Raw genomic sequence first — 26,881 nt, forward strand, 5'->3', positions numbered from 1 at the left:
CGGGAATCGGGAATCGGGAATCGCTGAAAAGCGGTCTGCGCTGGTGGCCGCCAAGTTCGCGGGGAAACCGCTTTGACGACTCCCGATTCCCGACTCCCGATTCCCGATGAGGGCGACGCCAACGGCGACGACCTCATCATCCGCATCCGCGGCCTGGTCAATCACTTCGGCGAGCAAGTCGTTCACGACGGACTCGACCTGGACGTCAAGCGCGGCGAGATCATCGGCGTGGTCGGCGGCTCGGGCACCGGCAAGTCGGTGATGATGCGGTCGATCCTGGGCCTGCGTAAGCCCAACGCCGGCGAGATCGAAGTGCTCGGCATCGACGCGCGCAATCCCGATCCGCGCATGCGCCGCGAGATCGAACGCAACACCGGCGTGCTGTTCCAGGACGGCGCCTTGTTCTCGTCGCTGACCGTGGGCGAGAACGTGCAGGTGCCGCTCAAGGAGTACCACGGCGACCTGCCCGATTCGCTGCGCTACGAACTGGCGCTGCTCAAGGTCAAGCTGTCGGGCCTGCCGGCCGATGCGATCAACAAGCTGCCTTCGCAGTTGTCCGGCGGCATGCGCAAGCGCGCCGGCCTGGCGCGCGCGCTGGCGCTGGACCCGCCGCTGCTGTTTCTCGACGAACCCACCGCCGGCCTGGATCCGATCGGCGCGGCCGCGTTCGACCGCTTGATCCGCACCCTGCAACAGGCGCTGGGCCTGACCGTGTTCCTGATCACCCACGACCTGGACACGCTGTATGCGATCTGCGATCGCATCGCGGTGCTCGCCGACAAGAAGGTGATCGCCTGCGCGCCGATCGAGGAGGTCGAGAAAATCGATCATCCGTGGGTGCAGGAATACTTCCACGGCCCGCGCGCGCGCGCCGCGCAGGTCGCGCGCGACAAGAACGTGGCGGGCCACGCGGCCGCACCGCCCGATGCGCAGGCGCGATGAACGCCGTGTTCGCCCATCCCGATACGCTGTGGAGCGTGTCGATCTGGGCGGTGCTGTGTCTGGCCGCGGCACTGTTGTGGTGGCCCAAAGCGCGTTCGGCGGTGTACGTGCTGCTCGGCGCGGTCGCCGTCGCGGGACTGATCCGCGGCCTGTTCGATCCGCCCGCGCTGCTGTCGTTCGCCCTGCTCGGCCTGGCCGCGTGGATGGTGTTGCCGGCGCGGGCCAAGGGCGCGCGCATCGCCGGGCATGGCCTGTTCGTGGTGGTCGCGTTCGCGCTCGGGCTGCATCTGATGCCCGGGTTCAACAATCCGCAACTGATCAGCGATCTGCGGCTGACGACCGACGCGGCGCCGATGTCGCTGTACCTGAATTTCGACAAGCCGCTGGCCGGGTTCTGGCTGCTGCTGTGCTGGCCGCTGCTGCGCCGCTTTGGCGAGGGCGACGGCACGCGTCCGGTCGCGGCCTCGCTGGCCGCCGGCCTGATCGGCGCGCTGCTCGCCGCGGCGCTGTGCCTGAGTCTGGCCCTGGCGCTGAACGCGGTCGCCTGGGCACCAAAATGGCCGGCGTTCGGCGCGCTGTGGGCACTCAACAATCTGCTGCTGGTGGCATTGACCGAAGAGGCGATGTTCCGCGGCTATCTGCAACAAGCCCTGCAGCGGCGCTGGAGCGAGGTCCGGCACGGCCCGATCTACGCGACCTTCGTGGCCGCGCTCGCGTTCGGCCTGGTGCATGCCGGCGGCGGCTGGCGCTGGGTGCTGATGGCCACCTTGGCCGGATTGTTCTACGGCTGGGCCTACCGCAAGGGCGGCCTGCTCGGCGCGGTGCTCGCCCACTTCGGCCTCAACCTGATTCATTTCACCGCGTTTACCTACCCCATGCTGGCATGATGCCGGCTGCCGCTTCATCGCTCGAAGGTGCCTGATGGAAACCAAGGCCAATTACGTCCTCATCGGTGCGTTCACGATCATCGTGACGCTGTTCCTGCTGCTGTTCGCGCTGTGGGCGGCCAAGTATTCCTCGGAGAAGAGCTGGCGCGAATACGCGGTGATCTTCAACGAGCCGGTCACCGGCCTGTCGGAAGGCAGCACCGTGCAGTACAACGGCATCTCGGTCGGCACCGTGCAGCAGCTGAGCCTGGCGCCAGACGACCCGCGCCGCGTCATCGCCAAGCTGCGCCTGCAGGCCGATGCGCCGATCAAGACCGACACCCGCGCCAAGCTGTCGCTGACCGGCATCACCGGCAGCCCGATCATCCAGCTCACCGGCGGCAGCCCCAACAGCCCGGCGCTGGCCGATGCCGAGCGCAGCAGCGACATCCCGATCATCCAGACCGAGGCCTCGGCGCTGCAGAACATCGCCGACACCGCCAACCGCCTGGTCGCGCGCCTGGACCAAGTGCTCAGCGACGACAACGTCAAGCACGTGTCCAACACCCTGGCCAATATCGAATCGCTGACCAGTTCGATCGCCGATCAGCGCGGCGACCTGCGCGAGCTGATAGCCAACGCCAAGAAATCCAGCGAGCAACTCAGCCAGACCCTGGCCACCACCAACAAGGCGGTGGAGACGGTCGATCGCGAACTCGCCGGCAAGCTGCCGGGCATCATCAACAAGCTCGACAGCACCCTGACCAAGCTCGACTCGGCCGCCACCGGCGCCAACGGCATTCTCAACGACAACCGCGCCGCGATCGGCAGCTTCGCCAACGACGGTCTGGCCCAGCTCGGCCCGACCTTGAGCGAGCTGCGTTCGCTGGTGCGCGATCTGCGCCGGATCAGCGATCGCCTGGACAACAACCCGACGCGGTATCTGCTGGGACGCGATGCGACCAAGGAGTTCGAGCCGAAATGAAGCGGGTTATCGACTTATCGGCGCGCGCCGCTCACGGCAACGCCCACGACACGATTATCGGCATGACGGACATGAACCAGAATCTGGATTGCGCGCGTTCGGCTCGGGGCGATTTCGCTTCCAGGCATTCCGCTCGCCTACGTCGCTTCGAGTGGTTGTCCGCCGCTCTGCTGGCCGCGCTCGCATTGAGCGGCTGCTCGTCGATCCTCGGCGAAAAACCCAAGGCGCCGACCGTGCAGTACGCGCCCGATCCGCGCGTGCCGGCCGATCCGAGCTGGCCGAGCGCGAACTGGCAGTTGTCGCTGAGCGCGCCCAACGCCGCGCGCATGATCGACAGCCTGCGCATCGCGGTGCGTCCGAGCGGCGACGAGATCCAGGTGTACAAGGGCGCGGCCTGGGCCAAGCTGCCGAGCAGCATGATCGAGGATTCGCTGCTGCGCACGCTGGAGGACTCCGGCAAGATCGCCGCGGTCGCGCGCCAGGGCAGCGGCATCGGCGCGGACTACAAGCTCGTGCTCGACCTGCGCCGGTTCGAATCCGACTACGGCCAGGGCGCGGCATTGCCGTCGGCGACGATCGAGATCAACGCCAAGCTGATGCATAACGCGGATCAGAAAGTGGTCGCCTCGCGCACCTTCCTGCAGGCGCAACCGGCCGCGACCACCGCGGTGCCGGACGTGGTCAACGCGTTCGCACGCGCGCTGGAAACGGTCACCGGCGAGATCGCCGGATGGACGTTGACCTCGGGCGACGTGCACGAGAAGACGCACAAGCGCTGAGTGCGTACGCACGCGCGCATGGACAATCCCTGTGCGCCCTGCCCCATCGACACCACGACCACCGCGTCGCGCGCTTCATGGCCTGGATGACAGGTTAGCGACAGCGTTGTATTAGCTTGACCGACAACACAAGCGGCCCCGCGCCGCGCTCCTAGACTGCGCGCCCAACTACTTAGCGCGCCTCTGGGAGGCTGTCCATGACCGTCCCGTTCTCGCAACGCCGCCGCGCATCGGCGCGACGCACCCTGCTCGCCCTCGCACTGGGCGCCGAACTGATCGCCTGCATCGGCCTGGCCCAGGCCACGCCTCCGGGCACGATCGACTACGAAACCGTCGACACCACGCCGCTGCGCGCGATCGGCCGCGACATCGTCGCGCCCGATGCAAACACCACACTGCTGTTCGGCGCGCGCCTGTCGAGCCCGACGCCGACGACCTACGAGCAGATCGTCTTCGCGGTGCGCGATGCCAACGACGCCAATTTCGACCTGGGCCACCAAAGCGCTTACCGCGTGGATGCGAGCGTGCGCGAACTCACCGCCAGCGCCACGTTTCCTCCCGGGCAGTACCGTTACTGGCTGTCGTATTACCTCGACGGCCGCTGGACCAACCTCGCGCCGGAGCGCAGTTTCAGCGTCAGCGCCGCGCCGAACGGCGACCCGGCGTCAACGCGGCCGCTCGGCGCGGGCAGCAACTGGGTCTACACCTTCGGCGACGAGTTCGACGGCGCCGCGGTGGATTGGAACAAGTGGGCCGACACCTCGTCGGCCGAATCCGACAACGGCCGCGGCAACCCCGGCAATCAGCAGTTGGAGTGGAACCAGGGCAAGAACTGCGCGGTCGCCGCGGGCGTGCTGACCCTGACCGCCAAGCGCGAACGCGTGCGTTCGCCGTCGGGCCGCACTTACGACTGGACCTCGTGCCTGCTGTCCTCGCACAAGCGTTACAACTTCCGTTACGGCTTCATCGAAGCGCGCATGAAATTGCCGGCGCTGGCCGGTTTCTGGCCCGCGTTCTGGACCTTCCAGGCGCCCGGCGCGCAGCAGTGGAACGAAACCGATGTGTTCGAGTACTACTCCGACAACAAGAGCCGGCTGTACTTGAACCAGTACGTGATCAAGAACGGCGCCGAGCAACTGGACAGCTATATCCTCAGCATCGGCTTCGATCCCAGCGCCGGCTATCACGTGTACGGCGCCGACATCGCGCCCGACGCGACGCGTTTCTACGTCGACGGCAAACTGGTGCGCACCACCGCCAACGTCAGCCAGATCGACAGCTCGATTTTGGTCGATCATTTCGTCTACGCGGGCAAACCGCCGGCCGCGAGCACGCAGTCGGCGATCACGCAGGTGGATTACATTCGGGCTTGGAAGCGGCCTTGAGTCAGGTTCGCTGGCGATAACGCGAGACTTTTTGCAGGAAGGTTTGCTTTCACCACGATGGGTTTGGCGCGATCCGAACGAAAAGCATCGGGGTTGAAACCCCTTCCACAAAAGACTTCGAGGCAACCAGGTCTTTTGTGGGAAAGGTTTCAACCCCGAGTGCTCGGGCTGTATCAGCTCGTCATTCCCGCGAAGGCGGGCTCTGCCTTACTTCGGCGGAGCCGAACATCCACAGACTTCAGAGTCATGACGCGGTGAAGCCCTGGATTCCCGCCTTCGCGGAAATGACGGACTGGAAGATTCGGCGCGTCGTCTTAGAGATGTAGCCGCCCCTCACCTCCGCCCAATCACCCGAAACGTCAGATTGATCCGCTCCCCCACCGGCTTGGCCGTGCGCGGCAAGGCGTGCCGGTAATTGGCCTGGGTCGGCCCCGACATCAGCAGCACGCTGCCATGGCTGAGCGCCAGCTCGCCCTTGAGGCCCTCGCGGCGGCGATGCTTGAAGGTGAAGCGCCGGGTCGCACCCAGGCTCAACGAGGCGATCAACGGCGCGCGGCCGAGCTCGGGTTCGTCGTCGCTGTGCCAGCCCATCGCATCGCGGCCGTCGCGGTAGCGATTGGCCAGCACGCTGTTGAACGGCGCTCCCAGTTCCTCGGCCAAGCGCTGCCTCACCGGTTGCAGCGCCCGCGGCCACGGATGCGGCTGGAAGTCGGCGCCCGAATAGCGGTAATGCGCGTCGGCGTCGCCGATCCAGCTGCTCAGCCGCGGCGAATCGTGTTCGCGACCGAACAGGCGGATGCGATGCACCTCCCACGGCACCTGCTGCAACAAGGCCGCGTACAGCGCGTCGGCGGCCTCGCCGTCCAGCCAGTGCGGGTCGTAGGCCAGTTCGGCGTCTTCCAGCGGCAGTCGGGTCCAGGGCATGGGCGGACGCTAGCACGCGTCCGGCGCGCGCCGCGATCCGATTCCTGCGCCAGCCGCGGAGCCCGTCGACCGTGCCGGGCCCGACCGAAATCCGGCCGCCAACGGCCCAGGTCCGGCACAAAACACCGGCCGCGGTCCGTTTAAAACAGCCCAGTCGTTCACCGTGCCGGCGTTTGAAATGGCGCCGCTCGCGCAAACCCGCGACAATGACGCAATTGCACGCACGAGTACCGCCAGCATGAGCGAACAGCCGATCGATACGGTCCAGCCGTCCGACACGCCAGCCATCGAGATCGAACGCGACGTCATGGAATACGACGTCGTCACCGTCGGCGCAGGTCCCGCCGGCCTGTCGTTCGCGATTCGGCTCAAGCAGCTCAATCCGGAGATCTCGGTCTGCGTGATCGAGAAGTCCAGCACCATCGGCGCCCACATCCTGTCCGGCGCGGTGATCGAGACCGGCCCGCTCGACGCGCTGCTGCCGAACTGGCGCGACAACCCGCCGCCGATCTGCGTGCCGGCCACCGACGACGAGTTCTGGCTGCTGACCAAGACCGGCGGGCGCAAGCTGCCGGTGCCACCGGGCATGAACAACCACGGCAACGTGATCGTCAGCCTCGGCGCGATGTGCGCGTGGCTGGCGCCGCAGGCCGAAGCGCTGGGCGTTGAGATCTACCCCGGCTTCGCCGCCGCCGAAACCCTGCACGACCCCGACGGCCGCGTCGCCGGCGTGCGCATCGGCGACATGGGCATCTCCAAGGACGGCACCCCGAAGGACGGCTTCACCGCCGGCATCGATATCCGCGCCAAGGTCACCGTGTTCGCCGAAGGCGCGCGCGGGCATCTGACCAAGCGCCTGATCAAGCGCTTCAAGCTCGACGCCGACAGCGACCCGCAGGGTTATTCGATCGGCATCAAGGAACTGTGGCAGGTGCCCGAGGATCGCGTCAGTCCCGGCAAGATCGTCCACAGCTTCGGCTGGCCGGCCGACAGCCACACCTACGGCGGCAGCTTCCTGTATCACCTCGACAAGGGCCGCATCGCCCTGGGCTACGTCAGCGGCCTGGATTACCGCGACCCGGACTACAAGCCATGGGAGGCCTTCCAGCAATGGAAGAACCACCCGATGGTCAAGCCGCTGCTGGAAGGTGGCAACCTGGTCTCGGCCGGCGCGCGCGCGATCGTCACCGGCGGTTATCAATCGCTGCCCAAGGTCGAGATGCCCGGCGCGCTGCTGATCGGCGACACCGCCGGCCTGCTCAACGTGCCCAAGGTCAAGGGCACCCATCAGGCGATCCGCAGCGGCATGCTCGCCGCCGAGCACCTGGTCGCGGCCGAACTCGCCGCGGAAGGCTTCGACGCCAAGCTGCGCGCGTCGGACGCGATGGCCGAACTCAAGAAAGTCCGCAACATCAAGCCCGCGTTCAAGAAGGGCCTGTGGTTCGGCATGCTCAACGCCGCCTGGGAAACCGTCACCGGCGGGCTGTCGCCGTGGACCTTGAAGAACAAGCCGGACTGGTCGTCGCTGCAGAAACTCGGCGAAGCCGAAAAGCCCAAGCGCGATTACCTCGACCGCACCCTGGCGCCGCGCGACCGCCTGGCCTCGGTGTACTTCGCCGCGACCGAGCACGACGAAGACCAGCCGGTGCATCTGAAGGTCGCCGACACCAACATCTGCATCACCCAGTGCGCCGAGGAATACGGCAACCCCTGCACCCGCTTCTGCCCGGCCGGCGTGTACGAGATCGTCGAGGAAGAAGGCGCCAAGCGCCTGCAGATCAACTCGGCCAACTGCGTCCACTGCAAGACCTGCGACATCAAGGACCCATACGAGATCATCAACTGGGTCACGCCGGAGGGTGGCTCGGGGCCGAATTACCAGAACTTGTGATCGACACTATCGAACGGCCGCATCCGGTGAAGGATGCGGCTGTCGACCGGCAGCAGTCCCGCGGTTTCATCGAACCTTCGGTTGCGCCGTCAGTTCATGGTCCAGGCGCTGTCGTAGCCGCCAAAATCGTTCTGGCTCAAACCACCGGCGCCATCACCCAGCCAGATCTTGGCGAAGTAGCCGTTGCTCCACAAAATATCGCTGTTGCCGTCGCCGTTGAAATCCGCCGTCTTGAGGATGCGGAAACCAGAGCCCGCGCCACCTGGGCAACTGGAAGAGCTCAGCGTTCCGCCGTTCATGAACAACAGGCACACGACGCCGTCTTTCGCCATCAAGATGTCGGCCTTGCCGTCTGAATTCATGTCGGCCGCGGTCGACATGGTCCAACTGCCGTCGTAACCGCCGATATCCTGCATCGACGAGAACGTTCCCGCGCCGTTGCCGAACCAAAGCTTCAGATAATTGCCATTGGTCCACAGCAGGTCGACGCGGCCATCGCCGTTGAAATCGGCGGCGGCGAGAATCCGGAAGCCAGCTCCCGCACCGCCGGGGCAACTCGCAGAAGCCAGCGAATTCCCGCTCATGAAATAAATGCACAGCACGCCGTTCTTGGTCGCGAGCAAGTCGGTCTTGCCGTCGGAGTTCATGTCCGCGGACTTCTCGATGGACCACGAGCTATCGTAAGTGAACGCCGATTGCTGCGTGGCGGTACCGCCAGCTCCGTTACCGGTCCACAGCCTAAGCTCGTAACCGTTACTCCACATGACATCGGGCAAGCGGTCGCCATTGAAATCGCCCGTGGATATGATTCGGTAGCCGTTGCCGATGCCGCCAGGACATTGGTTGGACGCCAGGGTCGGGCCGTTCATGAAGAAGTAGCACAACACCCCGTCGCTGTTCCTGACCATCAACAGATCCGATTTACCGTCGCTGTTGTAATCGTCCTTGCCGCTGAGAGGCACGACCGTTGCCCTGAATGTGGCCGCCACCGGCATGGTCTGAGTAAGTGTTCGCGCATTGTCGGCCTGATTTTCGACGCCGCAGGCGCGTCCGCCGCACAGGGTGACGCGCGGATTGGAGAAAACCCGGTAGCCGGTCTGACCTTGATCGCCATAGGCCATGATGTCGTAAAAATTGCCGCCGGTGGCGTCGGCCTTGTAACCGAACGAATACGCGAACGCGCCGTACTTGAGGGTGCCGTCGGTGGTCGCGGTCGCGCGATCGTGCTGCGCCCCCATGTTGTGGCCGAGTTCGTGAGCGAAGGATTCGTCGCGGCAGAAGTAAGTAGTGTTGCCGTCCTGCTGGCGTCCGTCGCTGACCACCGAGTAGCCGTTGCCGGCCGATCCAACGGCGTAGGGCTGCTGGCCGCCGCCAATCAACCAAGCAATGCCGCAACCGTTCTGGCTCGTGCGATCGTACTTGCGCACCAGCGAAACCAGATCCGCGCCGTATTGGTCGCGTGCCGCGCGCAAGGCGTTGAACGCCGGATCCACCGGTACGTCGCGGGTGCCGGTGAGCTTTTCCAGCGTATCGCCGTTGTCGTTGTTGTCCGGGTAGTTCACCTGCATCGCATGGACCAGGCGAATACGCGCGTCGATCTGGCTGTTGCTATAGGCCTGATTGGTGATATCGACCAGATTGTTGATCCGTGTCAGCGCCTGCGACGTTCCGCCCAGACCGGCAGCGTAACCATTGCTGTAACCGACCAGCACATCGACCGTGGTCGCCGCCTTAGTCGCGGCGATGTCCGCTGCCGCGACCGGGCGGCTGGAGTCCCCAGCGGCGCTCGCGCCGATCGCGGCGTTGGGAATCAGAAAATCGTCCTGATGGTCAGCGCCGAACCGCTGCTCGACCAGCGCCAGCTTGAGCGGATCGGTCTCCACCAGCCAAGCCTTGCCGTCGCGCATGGTCAGCTTCAACGACGGCTTGCCGTCCTGATCGATGGCGCCGAACACGGCGTGTTCGCCGAAGGTGATGATCGCTTGCTGGATGGTGCCACTGCGGTCGACTCGGCCAAGCCAGGTCCAATCCCCCGACGCATGTTCGACATGGCGCTCGTAACGGAAATCGAGCTTCTCGCCCGAAGGCGCGGTAAGGCTCAGGTGGCCGCCGACGATCGAGGCTATCGCGTGGGCCTCGCTCAGATCGGCGCGATGCCAGGTGTAGGCGCCTTCGCGCAGGATCTGCGCTTTGGCCGGGTAGGCGACCAGATCGCCGCGATCGGGCGCGAGCGCGAATCCACCACCGGTGGCGCGATGCGGCAAGGCCGGCGCACGCATCGCGAGAGCGCGCGGCACGGATGCTTGCGCCGCGGCCGTAAGGCCGGGCGCGGCTGCGCTGGAGCGCGACTGCGATGCCGAGGCGTTCCGACCTGCTTCATTCCCTGAATCGGACGACGAACAACCGGCCAGCACCACGGCCAGGACACTGAATAAAACCAAGGAGCGCATGACGAATCGACCGACAGGGAAACAAGCGGCTGCATCGTGCATCCGCCACGGTCAGACTTCAATGCCTCTGACGCAATTCCGACCTAACGCTTTGGTCTGATTCTCACATTTCGTGTAGACAGGCCATTCATTGAATGACCCATCCGTGCCCAGCCGGCCGTTCAGGATTTACTGAACGGCACGCCGGTCTTTTCCCGCAATTCCTCGTCGCTTACGCCCGGCGCGGTTTCCACCAGCACCAGCCCCTGCTCGGTCACGTCCATCACCGCCAGCTCGGTGATGATGCGGTTGACCACGCCCAGGCCGGTCAGCGGCAAGGTGCATTCGGGCAGGATCTTGTGTTCGCCGTTCTTGGCACTGTGCTCCATCAGCACGACCACGCGCTTGACCCCGGCGACCAGGTCCATCGCGCCGCCCATGCCCTTGACCATCTTGCCGGGCACCATCCAGTTGGCCAGATCGCCCTTGTCGGTGACCTGCATGGCGCCGAGGATCGCCAGGTCGATATGGCCGCCGCGGATCATCGCGAAGCTGTCGTGGCTGCCGAAGTAGCTGGCGCCCGAACGCGCGGTCACGGTCTGCTTGCCGGCGTTGATCAGGTCGGCGTCGACTTCGTCCTCGGTCGGGAACGGGCCGATGCCGAGCAGGCCGTTTTCGGACTGCAACCAGACGTCGATGCCGTCGGGAATGAAATTGGCCACCAGGGTCGGCAAGCCGATGCCGAGGTTTACATAGGCGCCGTCGGTGAGTTCCTGCGCGGCGCGTTGCGCCATTTCGTCGCGGGTCCAAGCCATGAGAGTGGTTCCTTTGATTCGAGAGTGGCTGCCAAGGCAACCACGAGAAAGAGAGTCGGCAACAACGATGGCTCTGACTTCAGCGAGCCAGGCGGGAGAGCCGCGACGACCGTTTCGACTTCAGCGCGGCGGCGATCGCCACAAGCAGGAGACGAAAACGATCGGCCCTACCCTCGCCTGACTCAACCAGCCCGCACCGTCCGCTGCTCGATGCGCTTCTCCGGCGCGGCATTGACCACGATGCGATCAACATAGATGCCCGGCAGATGCACGTGATCGGGATCGATCGCGCCGACCTCAACCAGTTCCTCGACCTCGACCACGCAGGTCTTGCCGGCCATCGCGCAGGCCGGATTGAAATTGCGCGCGGTCTTGCGGAACACCAGGTTGCCGGCGGTGTCGGCCTTCCACGCCTTGACCAGCGACACGTCGGCCTTGAGCGCGGTCTCCATCACGTAATGATGGCCGTCGAACTCGCGCGTCTCCTTGCCGTCGGCCACGACCGTGCCGTAACCGGTGCGGGTGAAGAACGCCGGGATGCCGGCGCCGCCGGCGCGCAGACGCTCGGCCAGGGTGCCTTGCGGGTTGAACTCGAGTTCGAGTTCGCCCGACAGGAACTGGCGCTCGAATTCCTTGTTCTCGCCGACGTAGGACGAAATCATTTTCTTGATCTGGCGCGTTTCCAGCAGCAGGCCCAGGCCGAAACCGTCGACGCCGGCATTGTTGGAGATCGCGGTCAGGCCCTTGACGCCGCTGTCGCGCAGCGCGCCGATCAGGGCCTCGGGAATGCCGCACAGGCCGAAACCGCCGACGGCCAGGGTCTGCCCGTCCGCCACCACGCCTTGCAACGCTTCTTTCGCATTGGGATACAGCTTGCTCTTCGCGGCGCCGGTGGGCGTCGCGGCGATGGCCTGCGCCATGGGACAACTCCTTTACGGGATGCGCGCAGTTTAGCCTGCGGCCGGGCCGGGACGTAGCGGACTTTCGGGCAATACCGCGACAATGCCCCGATTGTGTGCCGACGCTAGACTGCCGCCATGAGTTCAATCGCCCTGGTCACCGCCATCGCCGCCGCCGGACAGGATGACGACCTGTCGCCGCTGCTCGCCGCCTGCACCGCGCACGGCCTGCGCGCGGAGATCCGCGCCTGGGACGACCCCAGCGTGGCCTGGGCGCGATACGACGCCGTATTGCTGCGCTCGCCCTGGGACTACACCGAGCGCCTCGACGAATTCCTGGCCTGGTGCGAACGCGTCGACGCGAGCAGCCGCCTGCTCAACCCCTGGCCGGTGCTGCGCTGGAACACCGACAAGCACTACCTGGCCGACCTGGCCGCGCGCGGCGTGCCGGTGGTGCCGACCGTCTTCGTCGAACCGGACATGGACGCGATGCCGGCGTTGCAGGAGTTCCTGCTCGCGTATCCGCAGGCCGAGGAGTTCGTGGTCAAGCCGGCGGTGAGCGCGGGCTCGCGCGACACCTTGCGTTACGCGCGGGTGCAGGAATTCGCCGCCGCCAACCACATCGCGCGACTGCTCGACGAAGGCCGCAGCGCGATGCTGCAACCGTACCTGGCCTCGGTCGATCGCGACGGCGAAACCGCGCTGATCCATTTCAACGGCGTGTTCAGTCATGCCATCCGCAAGGGCGCGATGCTGCAACGCGAGGATGCGCTGAACCTGCGCGCGATCGAGCGCATCAACCCGCGCGAAGCCGGCGACGACGAACGCACCGTCGCGCTGCATGCGCTGACCGCGATGACCGCGCGGCTGGATCTGGAAGAGCCGCTGCCGTATGCGCGGGTGGACCTGATCCGCGACGCCGAGGGTCACCCGCAATTGCTGGAACTGGAGCTGTGCGAGCCTTCGCTGTTCTTCGACCATGCGCCGGGCAGCGCGGATCGGTTCGCGCAGGTGTTGGTGGAGTTGCTGGCGGTCGATGCTTCGGATTGACGCGCGCATGGCGCCGCGCGAATGCCGGCTCGGCCCGCTTAGGGACTGAAGCGCCACGCCACGAAGCGATGATCCAGCCGCCGCGCAGCGACCGAAGCCCGGCACGCAAGATCGCCAGCCGCAAAAACAAAGACCGGCCATCGGCCGGTCTTTGCGGAACCACTCAATCCACGCCAATCACGAACGGCCGTACACATCCTCGAGCCGGACGATATCGTCCTCGCCCAGGTAGCTGCCCGACTGCACCTCGATCAACTCGACCGGTTCGCTGCCGTTGTTGCGCAGCCGATGCACGCTGCCCAGCGGGATGTAGGTGCTCTGGTTTTCGTGCAGATCGAACACCTTGTCGTCACAGGTCACCTCGGCCACGCCGGACACCACGATCCAGTGCTCGGCGCGCTTGTGGTGCTTCTGCAGGCTCAGCACGCCGCCGGGCTTGACCACGATGCGCTTGACCTGGAAACGCTCGCCCATGTCGATCGAATCGTAATTGCCCCACGGCCGATAGACCTTGCGGTGGAACAGGTGTTCCTGACGACCGGCCTGCTTGAGCTTGTCGACGATCATCTTGACATCCTGCACGCGATCCTTGCGCGCGACCAGGGTCGCGTCGGGCGTGTCGATGATCACCAGATCCTCCACGCCGATCGTCGCGATCATGCGCCGGTCGGACGCGCGCACCAGACTGCCGCGGGTATCGACCGAGATCACGTCGCCTTCGTGGCGGTTGTCGTCGTCGTCGCGCTCGGCCACCGCCCACAGCGACGACCACGAGCCGATATCGCTCCATCCGCAGCTGACCGGCACCACCGCGGCGCGGTCGGTTTTCTCCATCACCGCATAGTCGATCGAATCGTTCGGGCTGGCGGCGAACGCCTCCTTGCCCAGGCGGATGAAGTCCAGATCGGTGCTGGCCTGCGCATACGCGGCGCGCGCGGCCTCGAGGATCTTCGGCGCCAGGCGCGCCAGTTCGTCGAGGTAGCGCTGGGCCTTGAACAGGAACATGCCCGAGTTCCAGGCATAGGTGCCGGCGGCGACATAGCCTTCGGCGGTGGCCAGATCGGGCTTCTCTACGAAGCGGCCGACCTTGAAGCCGCCCTCGCCCAAGGCATCGCCGCGGTCGATGTAGCCGTAACCGGTCTCCGGATAATCCGGATGGATGCCGAAGGTCACCAGCCAGTCCTGATCGGCCAGCACCGCCGCGCGCGCGACCGCGTCGCGGAAGGCCTCGACGTCTTCGATCAGATGGTCGGCCGGCAGCACCAGCATGGTCGCGTCGGGTTCGCTGGCGACCAGGTGCAGCGCCGCCAGCGCGATCGCCGGCGCGGTGTTGCGGGCGACCGGTTCGAGCAGAATCGCGCCGTTGGCCACGCCGATGGCCTGCAATTGCTCGCCGACCATGAAACGGTGGTCGTCGGCGCAGACCGTGACCGGGGCCCCGGTATCGGGTAGCGCGCTGGCGCGCAGAATGGTTTCCTGGAACAGCGAGTGGTCGCCGATCAGCGAAAGGAACTGCTTGGGCTGATTCTGACGCGAGAGCGGCCACAAGCGTGAACCACTGCCGCCACTGAGAACGACGGGATGAAGCATCCTGGCTCCAGATATCGGAACGGAAAAGGGACGCAAGGATAGCCGAAGCTCCGTGCGGCCGGCTTCACGGCACTTAACCGGCGTTGTCCGCCGCGACCGATAAAATACGCCCACCCCGCGCCCCGTACGCCCTCCAAGGACGGAAGCCATGACCCTCGCCCCACCGCTGCAACTGGACGTCGGCGACGCCAGCCGGATCGAAGCCAGCCCGTTCGGCGCCCACGCCCTGTCCTGGCGCTGCCAAGGCCGTGAGCGCCTGTACCTGAGCCCGCGCGCCAGCTTCGGCGAGGGCAAGGCGATCCGCGGCGGCGTCCCGGTGATCTTTCCGCAGTTCGGCGAGCGCGGCGACGGCCCGCGCCACGGCTTCGCCCGCACCGCCGCCTGGGAGCCGCTGGACGGCCCCGGCACGGGCGCGGCGCGCCTGGCCTTCCGCCTTCGCGACGACGAGCACACGCGCCGCCACTGGCCGCACCGGTTCGAGGCCGAGCTGGCCCTGGAACCGGGCGAAAACCGCCTGCGCATCGCCCTGAGCGTGCGCAATCTCGACGAAGCCCCGTTCGAATTCAGCGCCGCGCTGCACACCTACCTGCGGGTCGCCGATATCGCCGGCACCTTGGTCCATGGGCTGGAGGATCGACCGTACTTCGATTCCGCGCGCGGCGGCGAGCAGGTGGAACCGACCGACGCGCCGGTGCGCTTCGAAGGCGAGGTCGATCGCATTTACCCCGGTACGCGCCGGGTGCTGCGGGTGACCGACGGGGAACAGATGCTGCGCGTGGAAAGCGAGGGTTTCGCCGACACCGTGGTGTGGAATCCCGGCGCCGAACTGGCCGCCGGTCTGGCCGACCTGGGCGCGGGCGAGCACCGCCATTTCATCTGCGTGGAAGCCGCGCGGATTATCGAACCGGTCCGGCTGGAACCGGGCGGCGAATGGACCGGCGCGCAACACTTGATCGTCGAAGAGACGCTGCGCTGACGAGCCGCGCCAGCCGCGTCGCGCGTGCCGGCCTCAACCGCAACGGTAATTCACTTCGCTGACGCTGTTGCGGAACGGATCGGTCAGATCGTCGGAATATTCGCCCATCAGCAGACGCTGCTTAGGCAACAGATTGCCGCGGAAAAACCGGCTGAAACGGGCCAGATTGTGGCCGCGCCCGGTCAGGCGCACGCAGCGTTCGTCGATCACGATCGTGCCCGACTGCAGTTGCTCGGTGAGGCGCACGTCGACCAGGCGATGCTCGATCATGTACTCCTTGGCCAGCACGTCGTGCAGATGATCGGCGTGGATGCCGCCGCCGCGTTGCTGAATCTTTTCCAGGATGTAGAACGACAGCGAACGGTCGATCACCGTCGGCACCGAGATCGCGAACGCGTAGCCGCCCAGCATCCACAGGCAGATCAACTGCACCTTCTCGAAGCGGTTGAAGTCGCCGAACGCCTTGAGCACGAACACGCCGATGCCGACCACGACCGCGGCGATGCCGGCGTCCAGGATCGCGCTGTACAGCACCACGTTGACCTTGCCGTAGCGCACATGCAGGGCGTACACCCCCAACAGCACGATCACGAACGCGAACGTGGCCAACAATGCCTTGAGATATTTCATGAGCGCAGCCTCTTCATTAGCTTGCTTGGCCTGAATCGGTTGAAGAACCCTACGTCCGCCTCGGCTCGGCGCGGCACCCAGACTCCACGCCGGCGCCACCATACCGCGCCCGCGACGCGGACGGCCGCGCCCAGACTGAAGACGCCGGCGCAGCCGTGAACGCGGTCGCGGTTTGCGGCCACCTCGCACGATCCGCGCGGCCCGGGACGGCCGACCTATCACCCCATCCACGCCCCTCCCGCCCACAACACGCGCTGAGCGGGCCATTGCGGCCAACCCTCGCCGGACGCGGCGAGGTATCCCGCGCCCTGCCCAACCCGCCGACCCGGCAACCTGCGCCCGCCGGCCGTCTCCGTTAGAATTGGCGGCTCTTGGCCGCTCCCGGCCGGACACCGCCCGCAAGAAATCCCCCGCACGATGAAGATCTTCGTCGGTTGCAAGCGCGTGGTGGACTACAACGTCCGCATTCAGGTCAAGCCGGATGGCTCCGGCCTGGTCACCGACGGCGTCAAGCTGTCGGCCAATCCGTTCGACGAAATCGCCCTGGAAGAGGCCCTCGCCTGCGCGACAAGGGCATCGCCACCGAGGTCGTGGTCGCCACGATCGCCCCCGCCGACGCCCAGCCGCACCTGCGCAACGGTCTGGCCCTGGGCGCCAACCGCGCCGTGCATATCGTCTGCGACCAGCCGATCCAGTCGCTGACCGCCGCGCTGCTCAAGCTGATCAAAAAGGAACGGCCCGACCTCGTGATCCTGGGCAAGCAGGCGATCGACGACGACGCCAGCCAGACCGGCCAGATGCTGGCGACGCTATGGAATCCCGGTGCCGAACTCGCCGCGAGCCTGGCCGACCTCGACCCTGGCGACCACCGCCATTTCGTCTGCGTGGAGGCTGACAACGTGCTCAGCCCGGTGCGGCGGGAGCCGGGCTCGGCCTGGAGCGGCGCGCAGATTCTGACGGTCGAGCCGGCTTCGGGGCGTTGAGCTGGAATGGGGCGGAGTTCAATACTCCGCCTTCCAATCGAACTTCACCTCTTTCGATAGCCACGGAGCGCCGGCTGAGTCGAAAAAACGGACCGTGAAGCTCGTGGCTTCGCGCGCGCGAACCGTATAGATCAGACCCACGCTGACGGATGGCGTCACAAAAATCTTACGCGGCGTGATCGGACAATTGTGCATGACGATGACGTCGCCGGCTCCATTCGTGTTTGCAATGGATATACCCGTGCGCATTGGTACCGTGATCTCGCCGGCTCCGGAAAACACCGCGGCGCCACCACCGCCGAAGAACTTTGGACGATCGCTGATTTCGATAACCGCCCCAGCAGCAGCCTGGACGCAACCGAACCCAAGACCCGAACCGTTCCAGTTCCCGGCCTGAAGCTGACTGATGTTCAGCTCGACGTTGGCCGCGTTCGCGTCGAGACTCGCGCCGCGATGCTCGGCCAAATCGAGCCCGGCGAAATTCATCACGCAATTGTTCGCATTGACCGCAACGCCGGAGTTATTGGCGGTGAAAGTGGCGAGTGAGCCCACTTCGCCCTGGGCGGTCACATTCGTATACATCCCGGTGTGACCGGTCGCCGACGGCTCGACATAGATGCCGTATTGGCCGCGATCAAAGTCTGCATTGACCAACTTCAATTTATTGGTGGTGCCGAAGCTATTGCCTACGATATGCAGGCCGATCTTGTAGAAGATACAGAACAAATTGACGATCAGCGGATTGTCGTTGCGCGCGGACACGATCGCTCGCGAGTTATTGATCTGGTATTTCGCTACCTCCTCGGACTGCGACCAGAATGGCCAAAAGTGCGTGTCGCTGATCCGCACCACGTCGTAGGCCTGATCGATCAGGATACCGATGTTCAACGGTTGACCGCGCAGGTTCACCGTGGTCAGACGGCCCGCGTTTCCGTTGAGCACTTGAATACCGTTGTAGGCGTTCAACAGCGTGACGTTGTCGAACAACGCATCCGCGTCGTCCACTGTGAAGTCATAGTCGTACACCGTCGGAGTGAACGGCATTCCCGGGCCGCCGACGGTATGTGTGCGGAATGTCCCAAGCCACGACACCGAAATGCCGCTGGCGCTGTTACCGAGCGACACGCGCTGAAGGATGAAGCCCTTGCCGGGATGATCAAGGAAAAACCAGGAGCCACCGCCACGCGGGTTAGGACCAGGACCGGGACTGAATCCCTCATTGGGCTCCACGCCGTCCCCGTCCAGCCAAAGGCTGCCGCTGATCGTGATGGGCGCGGTCAGGCGGTACACGCCCGCGGGAACAAACAGATGACGGATATTGTTGTCTAGCGCGAACGCCACCGCCGAGGCAACCGCGGCCGTGTCATCCGTCGTGCCATCGCCGACCGCGCCGAAGTCGGCGATGCTTACACGCTCGCGCAGCTTGGCCTGCACGGTCCGGACGGTCAGGCCCGTGCCTGGGAGGAATCCAACTGCAGCCGAGCCGGCGAGCGATGCGAAGCCGGCTATCGTTGATTCCAGAGCAGCCACTCTGGCATCGATGTCGGCTGCATTGAGGCTGTTGTTGAAGGCGGAAGTGTCTGGGCCGGCCGAGAGTGTGGTCATGCGTTTGCTCCAGCTTTTGAGTTACGACGAAGGCGTTCCCGCAAAGCTAAGGCACGGCAAACGCACAGGCTGCGACGTGGCAAGGCGCTTGACGGGGCGGCGCCGACACGGCGATACCCGCCGCCCGAGCTGACCGCAAGAAAGTTGCCGATCGCCTGAGCCAGTTCACGCCCATCACGGCCCGGACCGACAACGACCGGAGGCCGCTACATCTCACTCCCGGCCAGGCGGCAACGTTCCAAGCCTGCAACGCCGCTGCCCCGATAGGCGCGCCGGGCCGAAGTCCCGATGCTGATTCGCCGCAGGGCGACTTCAGCGCAACGCGCGCGCGCGGCCCTAACCCGCGTCTCCCCTCGCTCCGACGCGGAGGTGCACGCCTCCACGAGCCCCCCCCCACCTCGCCACGCAAGCCCGGCGTTTAAAACGCCCGGGCGGCCAAAACCGCCCCACGCTGCCCCCGCCCGGCCGTCTCCGTTAGAATTGGCGGCTCTTGGCCGCTCCCGGCCGGACACCCCCACAAGGAATCCCCGCACGATGAAGATCCTCGTCGGCTACAAGCGCGTGGTGGACTACAACGTCCGCATTCAGGTCAAGCCGGATGGCTCCGGCGTGGTCACCGACGGCGTCAAGCTGTCGGCCAATCCGTTCGACGAAATCGCCCTGGAAGAGGCCCTGCGCCTGCGCGACAAGGGCATCGCCACCGAGGTCGTGGTCGCCACGATCGCCCCCGCCGACGCCCAGCCGCACCTGCGCAACGGCCTGGCCATGGGCGCCAACCGCGCCGTGCATATCGTCTGCGACCAGCCGATCCAGTCGCTGACCGCCGCGCGCGCGCTGCTCAAGCTGATCGAAAAGGAACAGCCCGACCTGGTGATCCTGGGCAAGCAGGCGATCGACGACGACGCCAGCCAGACCGGCCAGATGCTCGCCACCCTGTGGGGCCGCCCGCAGGCGACCTTCGCCTCCAAGCTCGAAGTAGCCGATGGCAAGGCCACGGTGACGCGCGAAGTCGACGCCGGCCTGGAAACGCTGGAAGTCGACCTGCCGGCCGTGGTGACCACCGACCTGCGCCTCAACGAGCCGCGCTTCATCAAGCTGCCCGACATCATGAAGGCCAAGAGCAAGCCGCTGGAGACGATCCAGTTCGCCGACCTCGGCGTGGACACCGGCGACACGCTCAAGACCACCCATTACGCACCGCCGCCCAAGCGCAGCAAGGGCGTGATGGTCAAGGATGCGGCCGAACTGGTCGCCGCACTGAAGCAGAAGGGGTTGCTGTGATGAGCAAGATTCTGATCGTCGCCGAACATCTCGATGGCAAGCTCAACGCCGCCACCGCCAAGTGCGTGTCCGCCGCGCAGGCGCTCAAGCCCGAATCGATCGACATCGTGGTGCTGGCCGCCGACCCGGCCGCCGTCGCCGCCGATGCCGCGCAGATCGCCGGTGTCGCCAAGGTGCTGACCGTGGCCAACGCCGCCAACGCCCAGCCGATCGCGCAGGTGCTCGCGCCGCAGATCGCCGCGCTGGCCCAGGGCTACAGCCACGTGTTCGGCCCCTCGACCACCTTCGGCAAGGACCTGATGCCCTGCGTCGCGGCCCTGCTCGGCGTGGCCCAGGTCTCCGACGTGATGGCGGTCGAAGGCAGCCACACCTTCAAGCGTCCGATCTACGCCGGCAACGCCATCGTCACCGTCGAAGCGCCGAGCGACCACACCGTCGTCGCCACCGTGCGCGCGGCCTCGTGGCCGGAAGCGGCCAAGGGCGGCAGCGCCACCGTCGAAGCCGCATCGGTCGACGCCGTGCTGCCGACCCACACGCGTTTCGTAGGCCTGGCCGCCGGCAAGTCCGACCGTCCCGACCTGCAAAGCGCCAAGCGCGTCGTCTCCGGCGGCCGCGGCGTGGGCTCGGCCGAGAACTTCAAGATCATCTACGACTTCGCCGACAAGCTCGGCGCCGCCGTGGGCGCCTCGCGCGCCGCGGTCGACGCCGGCTACGTCCCGAACGAGTTGCAGGTCGGCCAGACCGGCAAGATCATCGCCCCGGAGCTGTACGTCGCCGTCGGCATCAGCGGCGCGATCCAGCACCTGACCGGCATCAAGGACGCCGGCACCATCGTCGCGATCAACAAGGACGGCGAGGCGCCGATCTTCGAGATCGCCGATATCGGGTTGGTGGGGGATTTGTTCAAGTTGTTGCCGGAGTTGGAAGCCGCGCTGGGCTAATCCGCCGGGCACGGCACTGCAAGGCCTCGCCCCCAACGCAAATCCCCGTCGGCAGTCTCGGGCCGGCGGGGATTTTTAGTGGCAATTGCCACTAAAAATGTGAAACTTATCCATACTAATTGCGACAAAATGGGGATAGCGTGCGACGCGGCAAGGTGATTTGACTCCTTGCCCGTTTACGTCCGCCTCTATATTTACGCGCAATAAAACACCCAATCGACTTAAAAACCCGGCGAACTTGCAGCCGGCAAGCTCGCCGACGATGGATCCAAAATGATAGTGGGCAATGGTTTAATCGCCGAAGCATTCAAGGCGCGCTATGAACACGACCGGACGGTCGTTATTTTCGCCTCCGGCGTATCGAATTCCTCGGAGACATCGGAGCAAGCGTTCCTGCGCGAGCGCCAGCTGCTGCTTGAAACGCTTCGCGCGACCGAGGGCAAATTCGTTTACTTCAGCACCTGCAGTCTGACCGACGCGGATCGGCGAGCGACGCCGTACGCGGTGCACAAATTAGAAATGGAATCGCTGGTGCTCGCTTACCGCGACGCCCTGGTGTTTCGCCTGCCCCAGGTAGTCGGCCATACGCCCAACCCACATACGCTGACCAATTTCATCGCATCGCGCATCGCCAACGCGGAACGTTTCTCGCTTTGGACGAAAGCGCTTCGTTCACTGATCGACGTCGACGACATCGCCAGCATCGCGACGGCGATGATCGACCGCGGCTTCAGCGGCCAGGTAATCGATCTTGCCGCGCCCGGCGCACTCACGATGATGGAGCTAGTGGAAACGATGGAGCGGATGCTCGGCGAGAAAGGCAACTACGACCTGGTGGACCGCGGTGGTGGAAGCATCCCGGACGCCACCTTGGCTGTGCAGTTCGCAAACGAACTCGGCATCGACCTTTGCGACGATTACCCTGAAAGGGTGCTCAGAAAATATTACGGAGTCCGGCGATGAGCATCGAGACAAGCGTGGTCATCCCCGCGTACCGAAGCGCCAACATATTGCCGATGCTGGTGCAAAAGCTGCAGGAAGCGCTGGACGGCATGTATCCGGACGCCGGCAGCGAACGCTATCAGGTGATCCTGGTGAACGACTGCAGCCCAGACGACACCTGGGCGCGCATCGAGGAGCTTTCTCGCGACCGCCCGTGGCTGAAGGGCATCAACCTGCGCAAGAACGCCGGACAACACAATTCCCTGCTGACCGGCTTGCGCTACGCGCGAGGCCAGTACGTGATCATGATGGACGATGATCTCCAGCACGATCCGGCCGATATTCCGAAGATTGTCGCGTCGCTCAAGGCCGGGAACGACGTGTGCTACGCCAAGTTCAAGTCCAAGCGCCACGCGATGTGGAAGCGCCTGGGCAGCCGCTTCAACAGCATGATCGCCGATCGCCTGCTGCGAAAGCCGAAAGAGCTCTACCTCTCGCCGTTCAAGGGGGTAGTTCGCGGCGTTCGCGACCAGATGGTCCGCTTCGTCGGTCCGCACGTGTATCTGGACGGGCTAATACTCGCCAGCACGAACCGGGTGACGATGATCGAGCTCGATCATCACGAAAGACTCGACGGACAATCCGGCTATAGTCTCGGCAAATCGATATCGCTCTGGCTGAAAATGGCCACGAGTTTCTCCATCGAACCTTTGCGCATCGCATCGCTCCTGGGCATCTTTTTCTCCGGCTTCGGCTTCCTCTCGGCTGTTGCCTTGATCGTCCAGCGCTTTACTCTCAACGCGATGCCCGTGGGCTGGTCTTCGCTGATCGTCTCGGTGCTGATTCTCGGGGGCATTCAGTTATTGGCCCTGGGCATCATCGGCGAGTACGTCGGCCGGGTTCTGCTGCACGTAAATGGCACTCCGCAGGCGGTGATACACTCAGCGGTTAATCTGGAGGTCGGCGAGCATGATTGACCGGCTCGGCAAGATCCTTGCACATGAAGATGCACGGAAATTGCTTCTTTACGCGATCTGCGGCGGGTCCGGAGTCCTGTTGGACCTCGCCACCTATACGGTTCTGCTGGCGTTCGAAATCAACTACCAAGCAGCCAATGCATGCGGGTACGTGGCCGGCACGTTGTTGAGTTTCGCGTTGAACCGTCATTTCACCTTCCAGACCTATGACAACACGTTGCGACGTCTGGCCATGTTCTGCGCCGCCGCCGGCGTCGGATATCTGATCTCGACCATCGTGCTGTGGCTGCTGGTCGACCGCATCGGACTGAACCCGCTGCTCGCCAAGATCGCCACGTTGGGCGTGGTGCTGGTCGTCCAGTTCTCGCTGAACCGCGCAATCACGTTCCGGCAACGATAAAAGAACAACCACTTCAGCTAGGTATTCACATGCAGTTTGATACAGCCATCGTTGGCGGCGGATTCGCCGGACTTGCCGCGGCATACGAGCTGGCCCGCAACGGCAAGCGAGTCGTGGTTCTGGAACGCGACAGCGCCGTCGGCGGCCTCGCGGGCGGCTTCGACATCGGCGGGCACGTACTGGAAAAGTTCTACCATCACTGGTTCAACAACGACCGGCACATTCTCGAACTGATCGAAGAGCTCGGCGAGAACGGAAACGTCCTGCTGCGCCCCACCCGCACCGGCATGTATTACGCCGACCAGTTTTTCCGTTTGAGCACGCCGCTCGACCTGCTGCGCTTCAAGGCGTTGCCATTCCTCGATCGCATTCGCCTCGGCATCGCGGTATTGCGCGCCCGTTCGGTGAAGGACTGGTCGAAGCTGGAACACCTCAGCGCCAAGGAATGGTTGATCGACCTGTGTGGCCAGCGCGCCTACGACGTAGTCTGGGATCCGCTGCTGACCGGCAAGTTCGGCGCCGTCGCCGATGACGTGTCAGCTGTGTGGTTCTGGAAAAAGCTCGTTCTGCGAGGCGGCAGCCGCAGCAGCTCGGGCGACGAGGTCCTGGCTTACTACCGGGGCGGTTTCGCCGCGCTCGCCGAGCGTCTTGAACAGGAAATCAACAAGCTCGGCGGTGAAGTGCGGGTCAACACCCCGGCCCTGCGCATCGTCGCGGACGCCGACGGACGCGCCGCGGGCGTGGAAACCGCCGAGGGCACGATCAAGGCCGACAACATCGTGGTCACCACCCCGCTGCCGATCACCGCCGACCTGCTCGAACCGCTCGCTCCCGCCACCTACATCGCGTCCCTGCGTCGCGTCCGCTATCTGTCGAACGTCTGTCTCGTGCTGGCGCTGAACCGCAGCCTGTCGGAAACCTACTGGTTGAACGTCAACGACCCAGGCTTCCCGTTCGTGGGCGTGATTGAGCACACCAACTTCGAACCGCCCTCATCCTATGGCGGGCACCACATCGTCTATCTGTCGAAATATCTGCCGCCATCCGACGCCATGTACTCGATGAGCGCGGACGAACTGCTGGAGTTCTCCATTCCCCACATCCAGCGCATGTTCCCGGACTTCAAGCGCGAATGGATCGATCACCACTATGTCTGGCGCGCGGACTATGCGCAGCCGATCGCCGAGAAGCATTATTCCAAGTTCGTGCCCGGAAATGCGACTCCGCTGAGTAACGTGTTCATCACCACGATGGCTCAGGTATATCCGGAGGATCGGGGTACGAACTATGCCGTCCGCGAAGGTCGTCAGCTCGCGCGCACGCTCCTGGGCGAATCGGTCGCGACGCGCAAAGAATGACAGCTTCCCCGATAGACAACGAGGCACCGGCTCGCAACGGATGGGCCGGCTTCGCATGGCCTCTCGTCGGCGCTGCCGCCGCCGCGATCATGCTGTCCGTGCTGTTGATGCAACCGGTCTGGAGATTCGGCGACGGCAGCGAGTACTACGCGCTTTACCTGGCGATACTGGAGCACGGGCGCCCGTTCATGACCGAGGGCGCTTGGCGGGACTATTCGTCGATCGCGATCGACGGGTCGATCCCCCAGATGGTCGACACCGCCACGCTACGGGCCACCTTCCCGTCGCTGGCGGACGCCCACACTGCCGATTTCAACCATTTCTGGTTTTATCCGGCGCTCGCGGCGATCGTGGCGGCTCCGTTCAAACTGGTCGGGCTGAAGCTCGGCCCGCATACGGCGTTCCTGGCGCTGCATGCCATCTTGTTCGGCATAACGCTGGCGCTGGCGGGCCGGCTGCGCGGCGTGCGTGGCGTCGTGGCGGCGGCATTGCTATTCGTGGCGTCGCCCATTCTCTGGTTCGCGACGAAGGTCCATACCGAATTCTTCACGATCGCCCTTGTGCTGCAAACCTTCATCCTGATAAGCCGCGGCAAGTTCTTCTATGCTGCGTTGCCCATCGCCCTAGCTTCCACCCAGAACATCAGCTTGGCCGCGACCGCGTGGGCGCTCATCGCGTTTGGCCTGCTCGCGAATCACATGTCCGGCCGCTCGGCTGCCCTGCGCGAAATGGTCGTCGCCGGCCTCGCCCTGCTGGCCACCGCGCTGCACCCCCTCTACTACCTGTATCGCCACGACGTGATAACCCCGCAGTTAAAAGCGGGGGGCGCAGTGGTGGGCGGCAACGCCGACCAATTGCTGGCGGTACTGATCGATCCCGACATCGGGCTTTTCACCAATTGGTGGTTCGGAACCTTCATCCTCGTCGCAGGATTGGTGCTGGCGGCGCGCTCCCGGCCGAAATTGAAGCTGGCCTATACCGCCATCGCGGCGATATACGTGGTCACTAATCTGTTCGCCCAGGCTTCCACCACCAACCTCAATTCCGGCTCGATCGATCTGTCGCGCTACGCGCTTTGGTACGTGCCCGTTTTCTACGCACCACTCGTTTGGCTGTTGGGCGAGGCGAGCCGGAAGCCAACCCGCTGGCTCGTCTCGCTCACGCTGGTCGGCGTCGCCTCGCTCCTGGTCGTGTGGAACTTGGGCTGGTATTGGCCAACCCGGCATGAGCGCTATACCGAGCCGACCATTTTTTCCCGAGTACTGCAATCCAAATTCCCGGGCTTGTACGATCCGCCGCCCGAAATTTTCTACGAACGCAACTCCGGCCACGGCGAAACCGATGTGCCGGTCGCCGCGATAGCCGGCCCTGATTGCCGCAAGTTGTACGTTCCGCCGCAATTACTCGGCGCGACCTCGATCAAGGTGGTTTCGCGGCATCGCTGCGCTTTCGACGAAGACCTGCTCGCGACCCTGGTTGCTGACAGGCTGGCCGACAACCCACCGCAGGACAAGAGCCATGGCATGTACGTGCGTCTCGATGACAGTGACTTGCGGCACCTGCAGCTGAGATTCGCGGTCGGGCGCATCGGCTTCGGCGCGGATGCGAATGGCGCCAACGCATTGGCCGCCGGTTGGAATATTCCGGAACCCTGGGGCACCTGGTCGAACTCGACCCATCCGAGAATCGAAATCGACCTCGCGAACTGCGGCTCGGATGTGCTTCAGGCGAAACTCAACGCGCGCGGATTCGCAATCCCTGAAAATCCGCGCGTCGTGGTTGCGGTCAAGGTCCAGGGCCGCCAGGTCGGCAGCTACGATTTCACCGCAGACAGCCCTGGCCCGAAGCGGTTGAAGTTCGACTATTCATGCGCCGACGCAGTTCGCGCGGGAAACATGCTTGCGTTGGACTTTGAAATCACCGGTGCCGGCTCCCCCTCCGCCTTGGGGCTCAGTTCCGACAACCGCCTGCTCGGCATAGGCGTGGAGTGGATCGAGATCAGTCGCCGACCGGCGGCGGAGCACTGATATAGCGATCGATCGTGGACATCGCCGCGCTCCATAGCGCGGCGAACAAGCGTTATGCCATGCATCGCATGGCCGCAGGCCAGGCACCCGATTTTTCGAGAGGATATCGCCCTGGGATCGCGCCGCAACGCACACCGACTTCGACTTCCCCATCGCAACGTTGAAATCGGGCCAGGTCGATCATCCCGACACGGCATCGGACATAT

At 64.8% G+C, this 26,881-nt stretch carries 22 protein-coding genes and 1 pseudogene; 16 read left to right on the forward strand and 7 right to left on the reverse strand.

Features of this window, described 5'->3' with window-relative positions:
* The first annotated feature begins 72 nt into the window (after positions 1-72).
* The 5 genes from IEQ11_RS20020 (at position 73) to IEQ11_RS20040 (ending at position 4,957) form a co-directional block, all read left to right on the forward strand.
* A complete protein-coding gene (locus IEQ11_RS20020) occupies positions 73-942 on the forward strand; it encodes an ABC transporter ATP-binding protein (RefSeq protein ID WP_096415693.1) in 870 nt (289 codons plus the stop codon).
* Complete coding sequence (locus tag IEQ11_RS20025; RefSeq protein ID WP_191823433.1) at positions 939-1,829, forward strand: CPBP family intramembrane glutamic endopeptidase; 891 nt, start codon at positions 939-941, stop codon at positions 1,827-1,829. The genes IEQ11_RS20020 and IEQ11_RS20025 overlap by 4 nt, the downstream gene beginning before the upstream one ends.
* Positions 1,830-1,863: 34 nt before the next feature.
* Positions 1,864-2,793, forward strand: a complete 930-nt coding sequence (locus tag IEQ11_RS20030) for an MlaD family protein (protein WP_036104772.1) — start codon at positions 1,864-1,866, stop codon at positions 2,791-2,793.
* A gap of 155 nt (positions 2,794-2,948) precedes the next feature.
* Complete coding sequence (locus IEQ11_RS20035) at positions 2,949-3,572, forward strand: ABC-type transport auxiliary lipoprotein family protein (RefSeq protein WP_228464998.1); 624 nt, start codon at positions 2,949-2,951, stop codon at positions 3,570-3,572.
* 197 nt (positions 3,573-3,769) lie between these two features.
* Complete coding sequence (locus IEQ11_RS20040; protein ID WP_191823434.1) at positions 3,770-4,957, forward strand: glycoside hydrolase family 16 protein; 1,188 nt, start codon at positions 3,770-3,772, stop codon at positions 4,955-4,957.
* A 333-nt stretch (positions 4,958-5,290) separates the two neighbouring features.
* Here IEQ11_RS20040 and IEQ11_RS20045 read toward each other — a convergent pair whose 3' ends face one another.
* Positions 5,291-5,881 (reverse strand): alpha-ketoglutarate-dependent dioxygenase AlkB family protein, encoded by a 591-nt coding sequence (locus IEQ11_RS20045; protein ID WP_191823435.1) that lies wholly within the window; start codon positions 5,879-5,881, stop codon positions 5,291-5,293.
* 238 nt (positions 5,882-6,119) lie between these two features.
* On the opposite strand from IEQ11_RS20045, the gene IEQ11_RS20050 reads away from it, so the two are divergent.
* The gene (locus IEQ11_RS20050; protein WP_036104780.1) at positions 6,120-7,772 is read left to right on the forward strand and encodes an electron transfer flavoprotein-ubiquinone oxidoreductase; all 1,653 of its coding nucleotides are present in this window, start codon (positions 6,120-6,122) and stop codon (positions 7,770-7,772) included.
* Between the two features lie 89 nt (positions 7,773-7,861).
* Here the strand turns inward: IEQ11_RS20050 and IEQ11_RS20055 are convergent, their stop codons facing one another.
* The 3 genes from IEQ11_RS20055 to IEQ11_RS20065 form a co-directional block, all read right to left on the reverse strand.
* Positions 7,862-10,264: a reprolysin-like metallopeptidase gene (locus IEQ11_RS20055; RefSeq protein ID WP_191823436.1), complete on the reverse strand. Its 2,403-nt coding sequence runs from the start codon at positions 10,262-10,264 to the stop codon at positions 7,862-7,864.
* Between the two features lie 119 nt (positions 10,265-10,383).
* Positions 10,384-11,016 (reverse strand): CoA transferase subunit B, encoded by a 633-nt coding sequence (locus tag IEQ11_RS20060; RefSeq protein WP_057922500.1) that lies wholly within the window; start codon positions 11,014-11,016, stop codon positions 10,384-10,386.
* Between the two features lie 182 nt (positions 11,017-11,198).
* Positions 11,199-11,936: a CoA transferase subunit A gene (locus IEQ11_RS20065; RefSeq protein ID WP_191823437.1), complete on the reverse strand. Its 738-nt coding sequence runs from the start codon at positions 11,934-11,936 to the stop codon at positions 11,199-11,201.
* 117 nt (positions 11,937-12,053) lie between these two features.
* Here IEQ11_RS20065 and IEQ11_RS20070 point away from each other — a divergent pair, with 117 nt between their 5' ends.
* On the forward strand, positions 12,054-12,965 hold the full coding sequence (locus tag IEQ11_RS20070) for an ATP-grasp domain-containing protein (protein WP_036104788.1): 912 nt from the start codon (positions 12,054-12,056) through the stop codon (positions 12,963-12,965).
* A 177-nt stretch (positions 12,966-13,142) separates the two neighbouring features.
* Here IEQ11_RS20070 and IEQ11_RS20075 read toward each other — a convergent pair whose 3' ends face one another.
* On the reverse strand, positions 13,143-14,555 hold the full coding sequence (locus tag IEQ11_RS20075) for a mannose-1-phosphate guanylyltransferase/mannose-6-phosphate isomerase (protein WP_191823438.1): 1,413 nt from the start codon (positions 14,553-14,555) through the stop codon (positions 13,143-13,145).
* 148 nt (positions 14,556-14,703) lie between these two features.
* Here IEQ11_RS20075 and IEQ11_RS20080 point away from each other — a divergent pair, with 148 nt between their 5' ends.
* The gene (locus tag IEQ11_RS20080; RefSeq protein ID WP_191823439.1) at positions 14,704-15,531 is read left to right on the forward strand and encodes a D-hexose-6-phosphate mutarotase; all 828 of its coding nucleotides are present in this window, start codon (positions 14,704-14,706) and stop codon (positions 15,529-15,531) included.
* A gap of 33 nt (positions 15,532-15,564) precedes the next feature.
* Here IEQ11_RS20080 and IEQ11_RS20085 read toward each other — a convergent pair whose 3' ends face one another.
* Positions 15,565-16,161: a hypothetical protein gene (locus IEQ11_RS20085; RefSeq protein ID WP_191823440.1), complete on the reverse strand. Its 597-nt coding sequence runs from the start codon at positions 16,159-16,161 to the stop codon at positions 15,565-15,567.
* A gap of 417 nt (positions 16,162-16,578) precedes the next feature.
* Here IEQ11_RS20085 and IEQ11_RS20090 point away from each other — a divergent pair.
* A pseudogene (locus IEQ11_RS20090) lies at positions 16,579-17,006 on the forward strand (electron transfer flavoprotein subunit beta/FixA family protein); the annotation flags it as partial.
* A 156-nt stretch (positions 17,007-17,162) separates the two neighbouring features.
* Here the strand turns inward: IEQ11_RS20090 and IEQ11_RS20095 are convergent.
* Positions 17,163-18,749 (reverse strand): glycosyl hydrolase family 28-related protein, encoded by a 1,587-nt coding sequence (locus IEQ11_RS20095; protein WP_057922504.1) that lies wholly within the window; start codon positions 18,747-18,749, stop codon positions 17,163-17,165.
* A gap of 534 nt (positions 18,750-19,283) precedes the next feature.
* Between IEQ11_RS20095 and IEQ11_RS20100 the strand changes: the two genes are divergently transcribed.
* The 7 genes from IEQ11_RS20100 (at position 19,284) to IEQ11_RS20130 (ending at position 26,675) form a co-directional block, all read left to right on the forward strand.
* A complete protein-coding gene (locus IEQ11_RS20100; RefSeq protein ID WP_036104800.1) occupies positions 19,284-20,030 on the forward strand; it encodes an electron transfer flavoprotein subunit beta/FixA family protein in 747 nt (248 codons plus the stop codon).
* Complete coding sequence (locus IEQ11_RS20105; RefSeq protein WP_191823524.1) at positions 20,030-20,971, forward strand: electron transfer flavoprotein subunit alpha/FixB family protein; 942 nt, start codon at positions 20,030-20,032, stop codon at positions 20,969-20,971. The genes IEQ11_RS20100 and IEQ11_RS20105 overlap by 1 nt, the downstream gene beginning before the upstream one ends.
* 273 nt (positions 20,972-21,244) lie before the next feature.
* Positions 21,245-21,934, forward strand: coding sequence for an NAD-dependent epimerase/dehydratase family protein (locus IEQ11_RS20110; RefSeq protein WP_057922507.1), 690 nt, complete (start codon positions 21,245-21,247; stop codon positions 21,932-21,934).
* A complete protein-coding gene (locus tag IEQ11_RS20115; protein WP_057922508.1) occupies positions 21,931-22,890 on the forward strand; it encodes a glycosyltransferase family 2 protein in 960 nt (319 codons plus the stop codon). The genes IEQ11_RS20110 and IEQ11_RS20115 overlap by 4 nt, the downstream gene beginning before the upstream one ends.
* Positions 22,883-23,290, forward strand: a complete 408-nt coding sequence (locus IEQ11_RS20120; protein WP_057922509.1) for a GtrA family protein — start codon at positions 22,883-22,885, stop codon at positions 23,288-23,290. The genes IEQ11_RS20115 and IEQ11_RS20120 overlap by 8 nt, the downstream gene beginning before the upstream one ends.
* Positions 23,291-23,319: 29 nt before the next feature.
* Entirely contained in the window at positions 23,320-24,648 is a 1,329-nt protein-coding gene (locus IEQ11_RS20125; RefSeq protein WP_057922510.1) for an NAD(P)/FAD-dependent oxidoreductase, read from the forward strand.
* Complete coding sequence (locus IEQ11_RS20130; RefSeq protein ID WP_191823525.1) at positions 24,645-26,675, forward strand: hypothetical protein; 2,031 nt, start codon at positions 24,645-24,647, stop codon at positions 26,673-26,675. Before IEQ11_RS20125 ends, IEQ11_RS20130 begins: the two co-directional genes overlap by 4 nt.
* Positions 26,676-26,881 lie beyond the last annotated feature (206 nt).

The sequence above is a fragment of the Lysobacter capsici genome, assembly GCF_014779555.2.
In the GTDB taxonomy this organism is placed as follows: Bacteria; Pseudomonadota; Gammaproteobacteria; order Xanthomonadales; family Xanthomonadaceae; genus Lysobacter; species Lysobacter capsici.

Bases quoted from the DNA above. Each gene is read 5' to 3' on its own strand.
- IEQ11_RS20050 (WP_036104780.1), top strand. From the start codon at position 6,120: ATGAGCGAACAGCCGATCGATACGGTCCAGCCGTCCGACACGCCAGCC.
- IEQ11_RS20075 (WP_191823438.1), bottom strand. From the start codon at position 14,555: ATGCTTCATCCCGTCGTTCTCAGTGGCGGCAGTGGTTCACGCTTGTGG.
- IEQ11_RS20025 (WP_191823433.1), top strand. From the start codon at position 939: ATGAACGCCGTGTTCGCCCATCCCGATACGCTGTGGAGCGTGTCGATC.
- IEQ11_RS20125 (WP_057922510.1), top strand. From the start codon at position 23,320: ATGCAGTTTGATACAGCCATCGTTGGCGGCGGATTCGCCGGACTTGCC.
- IEQ11_RS20045 (WP_191823435.1), bottom strand. From the start codon at position 5,881: ATGCCCTGGACCCGACTGCCGCTGGAAGACGCCGAACTGGCCTACGAC.
- IEQ11_RS20085 (WP_191823440.1), bottom strand. From the start codon at position 16,161: ATGAAATATCTCAAGGCATTGTTGGCCACGTTCGCGTTCGTGATCGTG.
- IEQ11_RS20065 (WP_191823437.1), bottom strand. From the start codon at position 11,936: ATGGCGCAGGCCATCGCCGCGACGCCCACCGGCGCCGCGAAGAGCAAG.
- IEQ11_RS20080 (WP_191823439.1), top strand. From the start codon at position 14,704: ATGACCCTCGCCCCACCGCTGCAACTGGACGTCGGCGACGCCAGCCGG.
- IEQ11_RS20055 (WP_191823436.1), bottom strand. From the start codon at position 10,264: ATGCACGATGCAGCCGCTTGTTTCCCTGTCGGTCGATTCGTCATGCGC.
- IEQ11_RS20095 (WP_057922504.1), bottom strand. From the start codon at position 18,749: ATGACCACACTCTCGGCCGGCCCAGACACTTCCGCCTTCAACAACAGC.
- IEQ11_RS20040 (WP_191823434.1), top strand. From the start codon at position 3,770: ATGACCGTCCCGTTCTCGCAACGCCGCCGCGCATCGGCGCGACGCACC.
- IEQ11_RS20030 (WP_036104772.1), top strand. From the start codon at position 1,864: ATGGAAACCAAGGCCAATTACGTCCTCATCGGTGCGTTCACGATCATC.
- IEQ11_RS20120 (WP_057922509.1), top strand. From the start codon at position 22,883: ATGATTGACCGGCTCGGCAAGATCCTTGCACATGAAGATGCACGGAAA.
- IEQ11_RS20060 (WP_057922500.1), bottom strand. From the start codon at position 11,016: ATGGCTTGGACCCGCGACGAAATGGCGCAACGCGCCGCGCAGGAACTC.
- IEQ11_RS20100 (WP_036104800.1), top strand. From the start codon at position 19,284: ATGAAGATCCTCGTCGGCTACAAGCGCGTGGTGGACTACAACGTCCGC.
- IEQ11_RS20070 (WP_036104788.1), top strand. From the start codon at position 12,054: ATGAGTTCAATCGCCCTGGTCACCGCCATCGCCGCCGCCGGACAGGAT.
- IEQ11_RS20110 (WP_057922507.1), top strand. From the start codon at position 21,245: ATGATAGTGGGCAATGGTTTAATCGCCGAAGCATTCAAGGCGCGCTAT.
- IEQ11_RS20115 (WP_057922508.1), top strand. From the start codon at position 21,931: ATGAGCATCGAGACAAGCGTGGTCATCCCCGCGTACCGAAGCGCCAAC.
- IEQ11_RS20130 (WP_191823525.1), top strand. From the start codon at position 24,645: ATGACAGCTTCCCCGATAGACAACGAGGCACCGGCTCGCAACGGATGG.
- IEQ11_RS20105 (WP_191823524.1), top strand. From the start codon at position 20,030: ATGAGCAAGATTCTGATCGTCGCCGAACATCTCGATGGCAAGCTCAAC.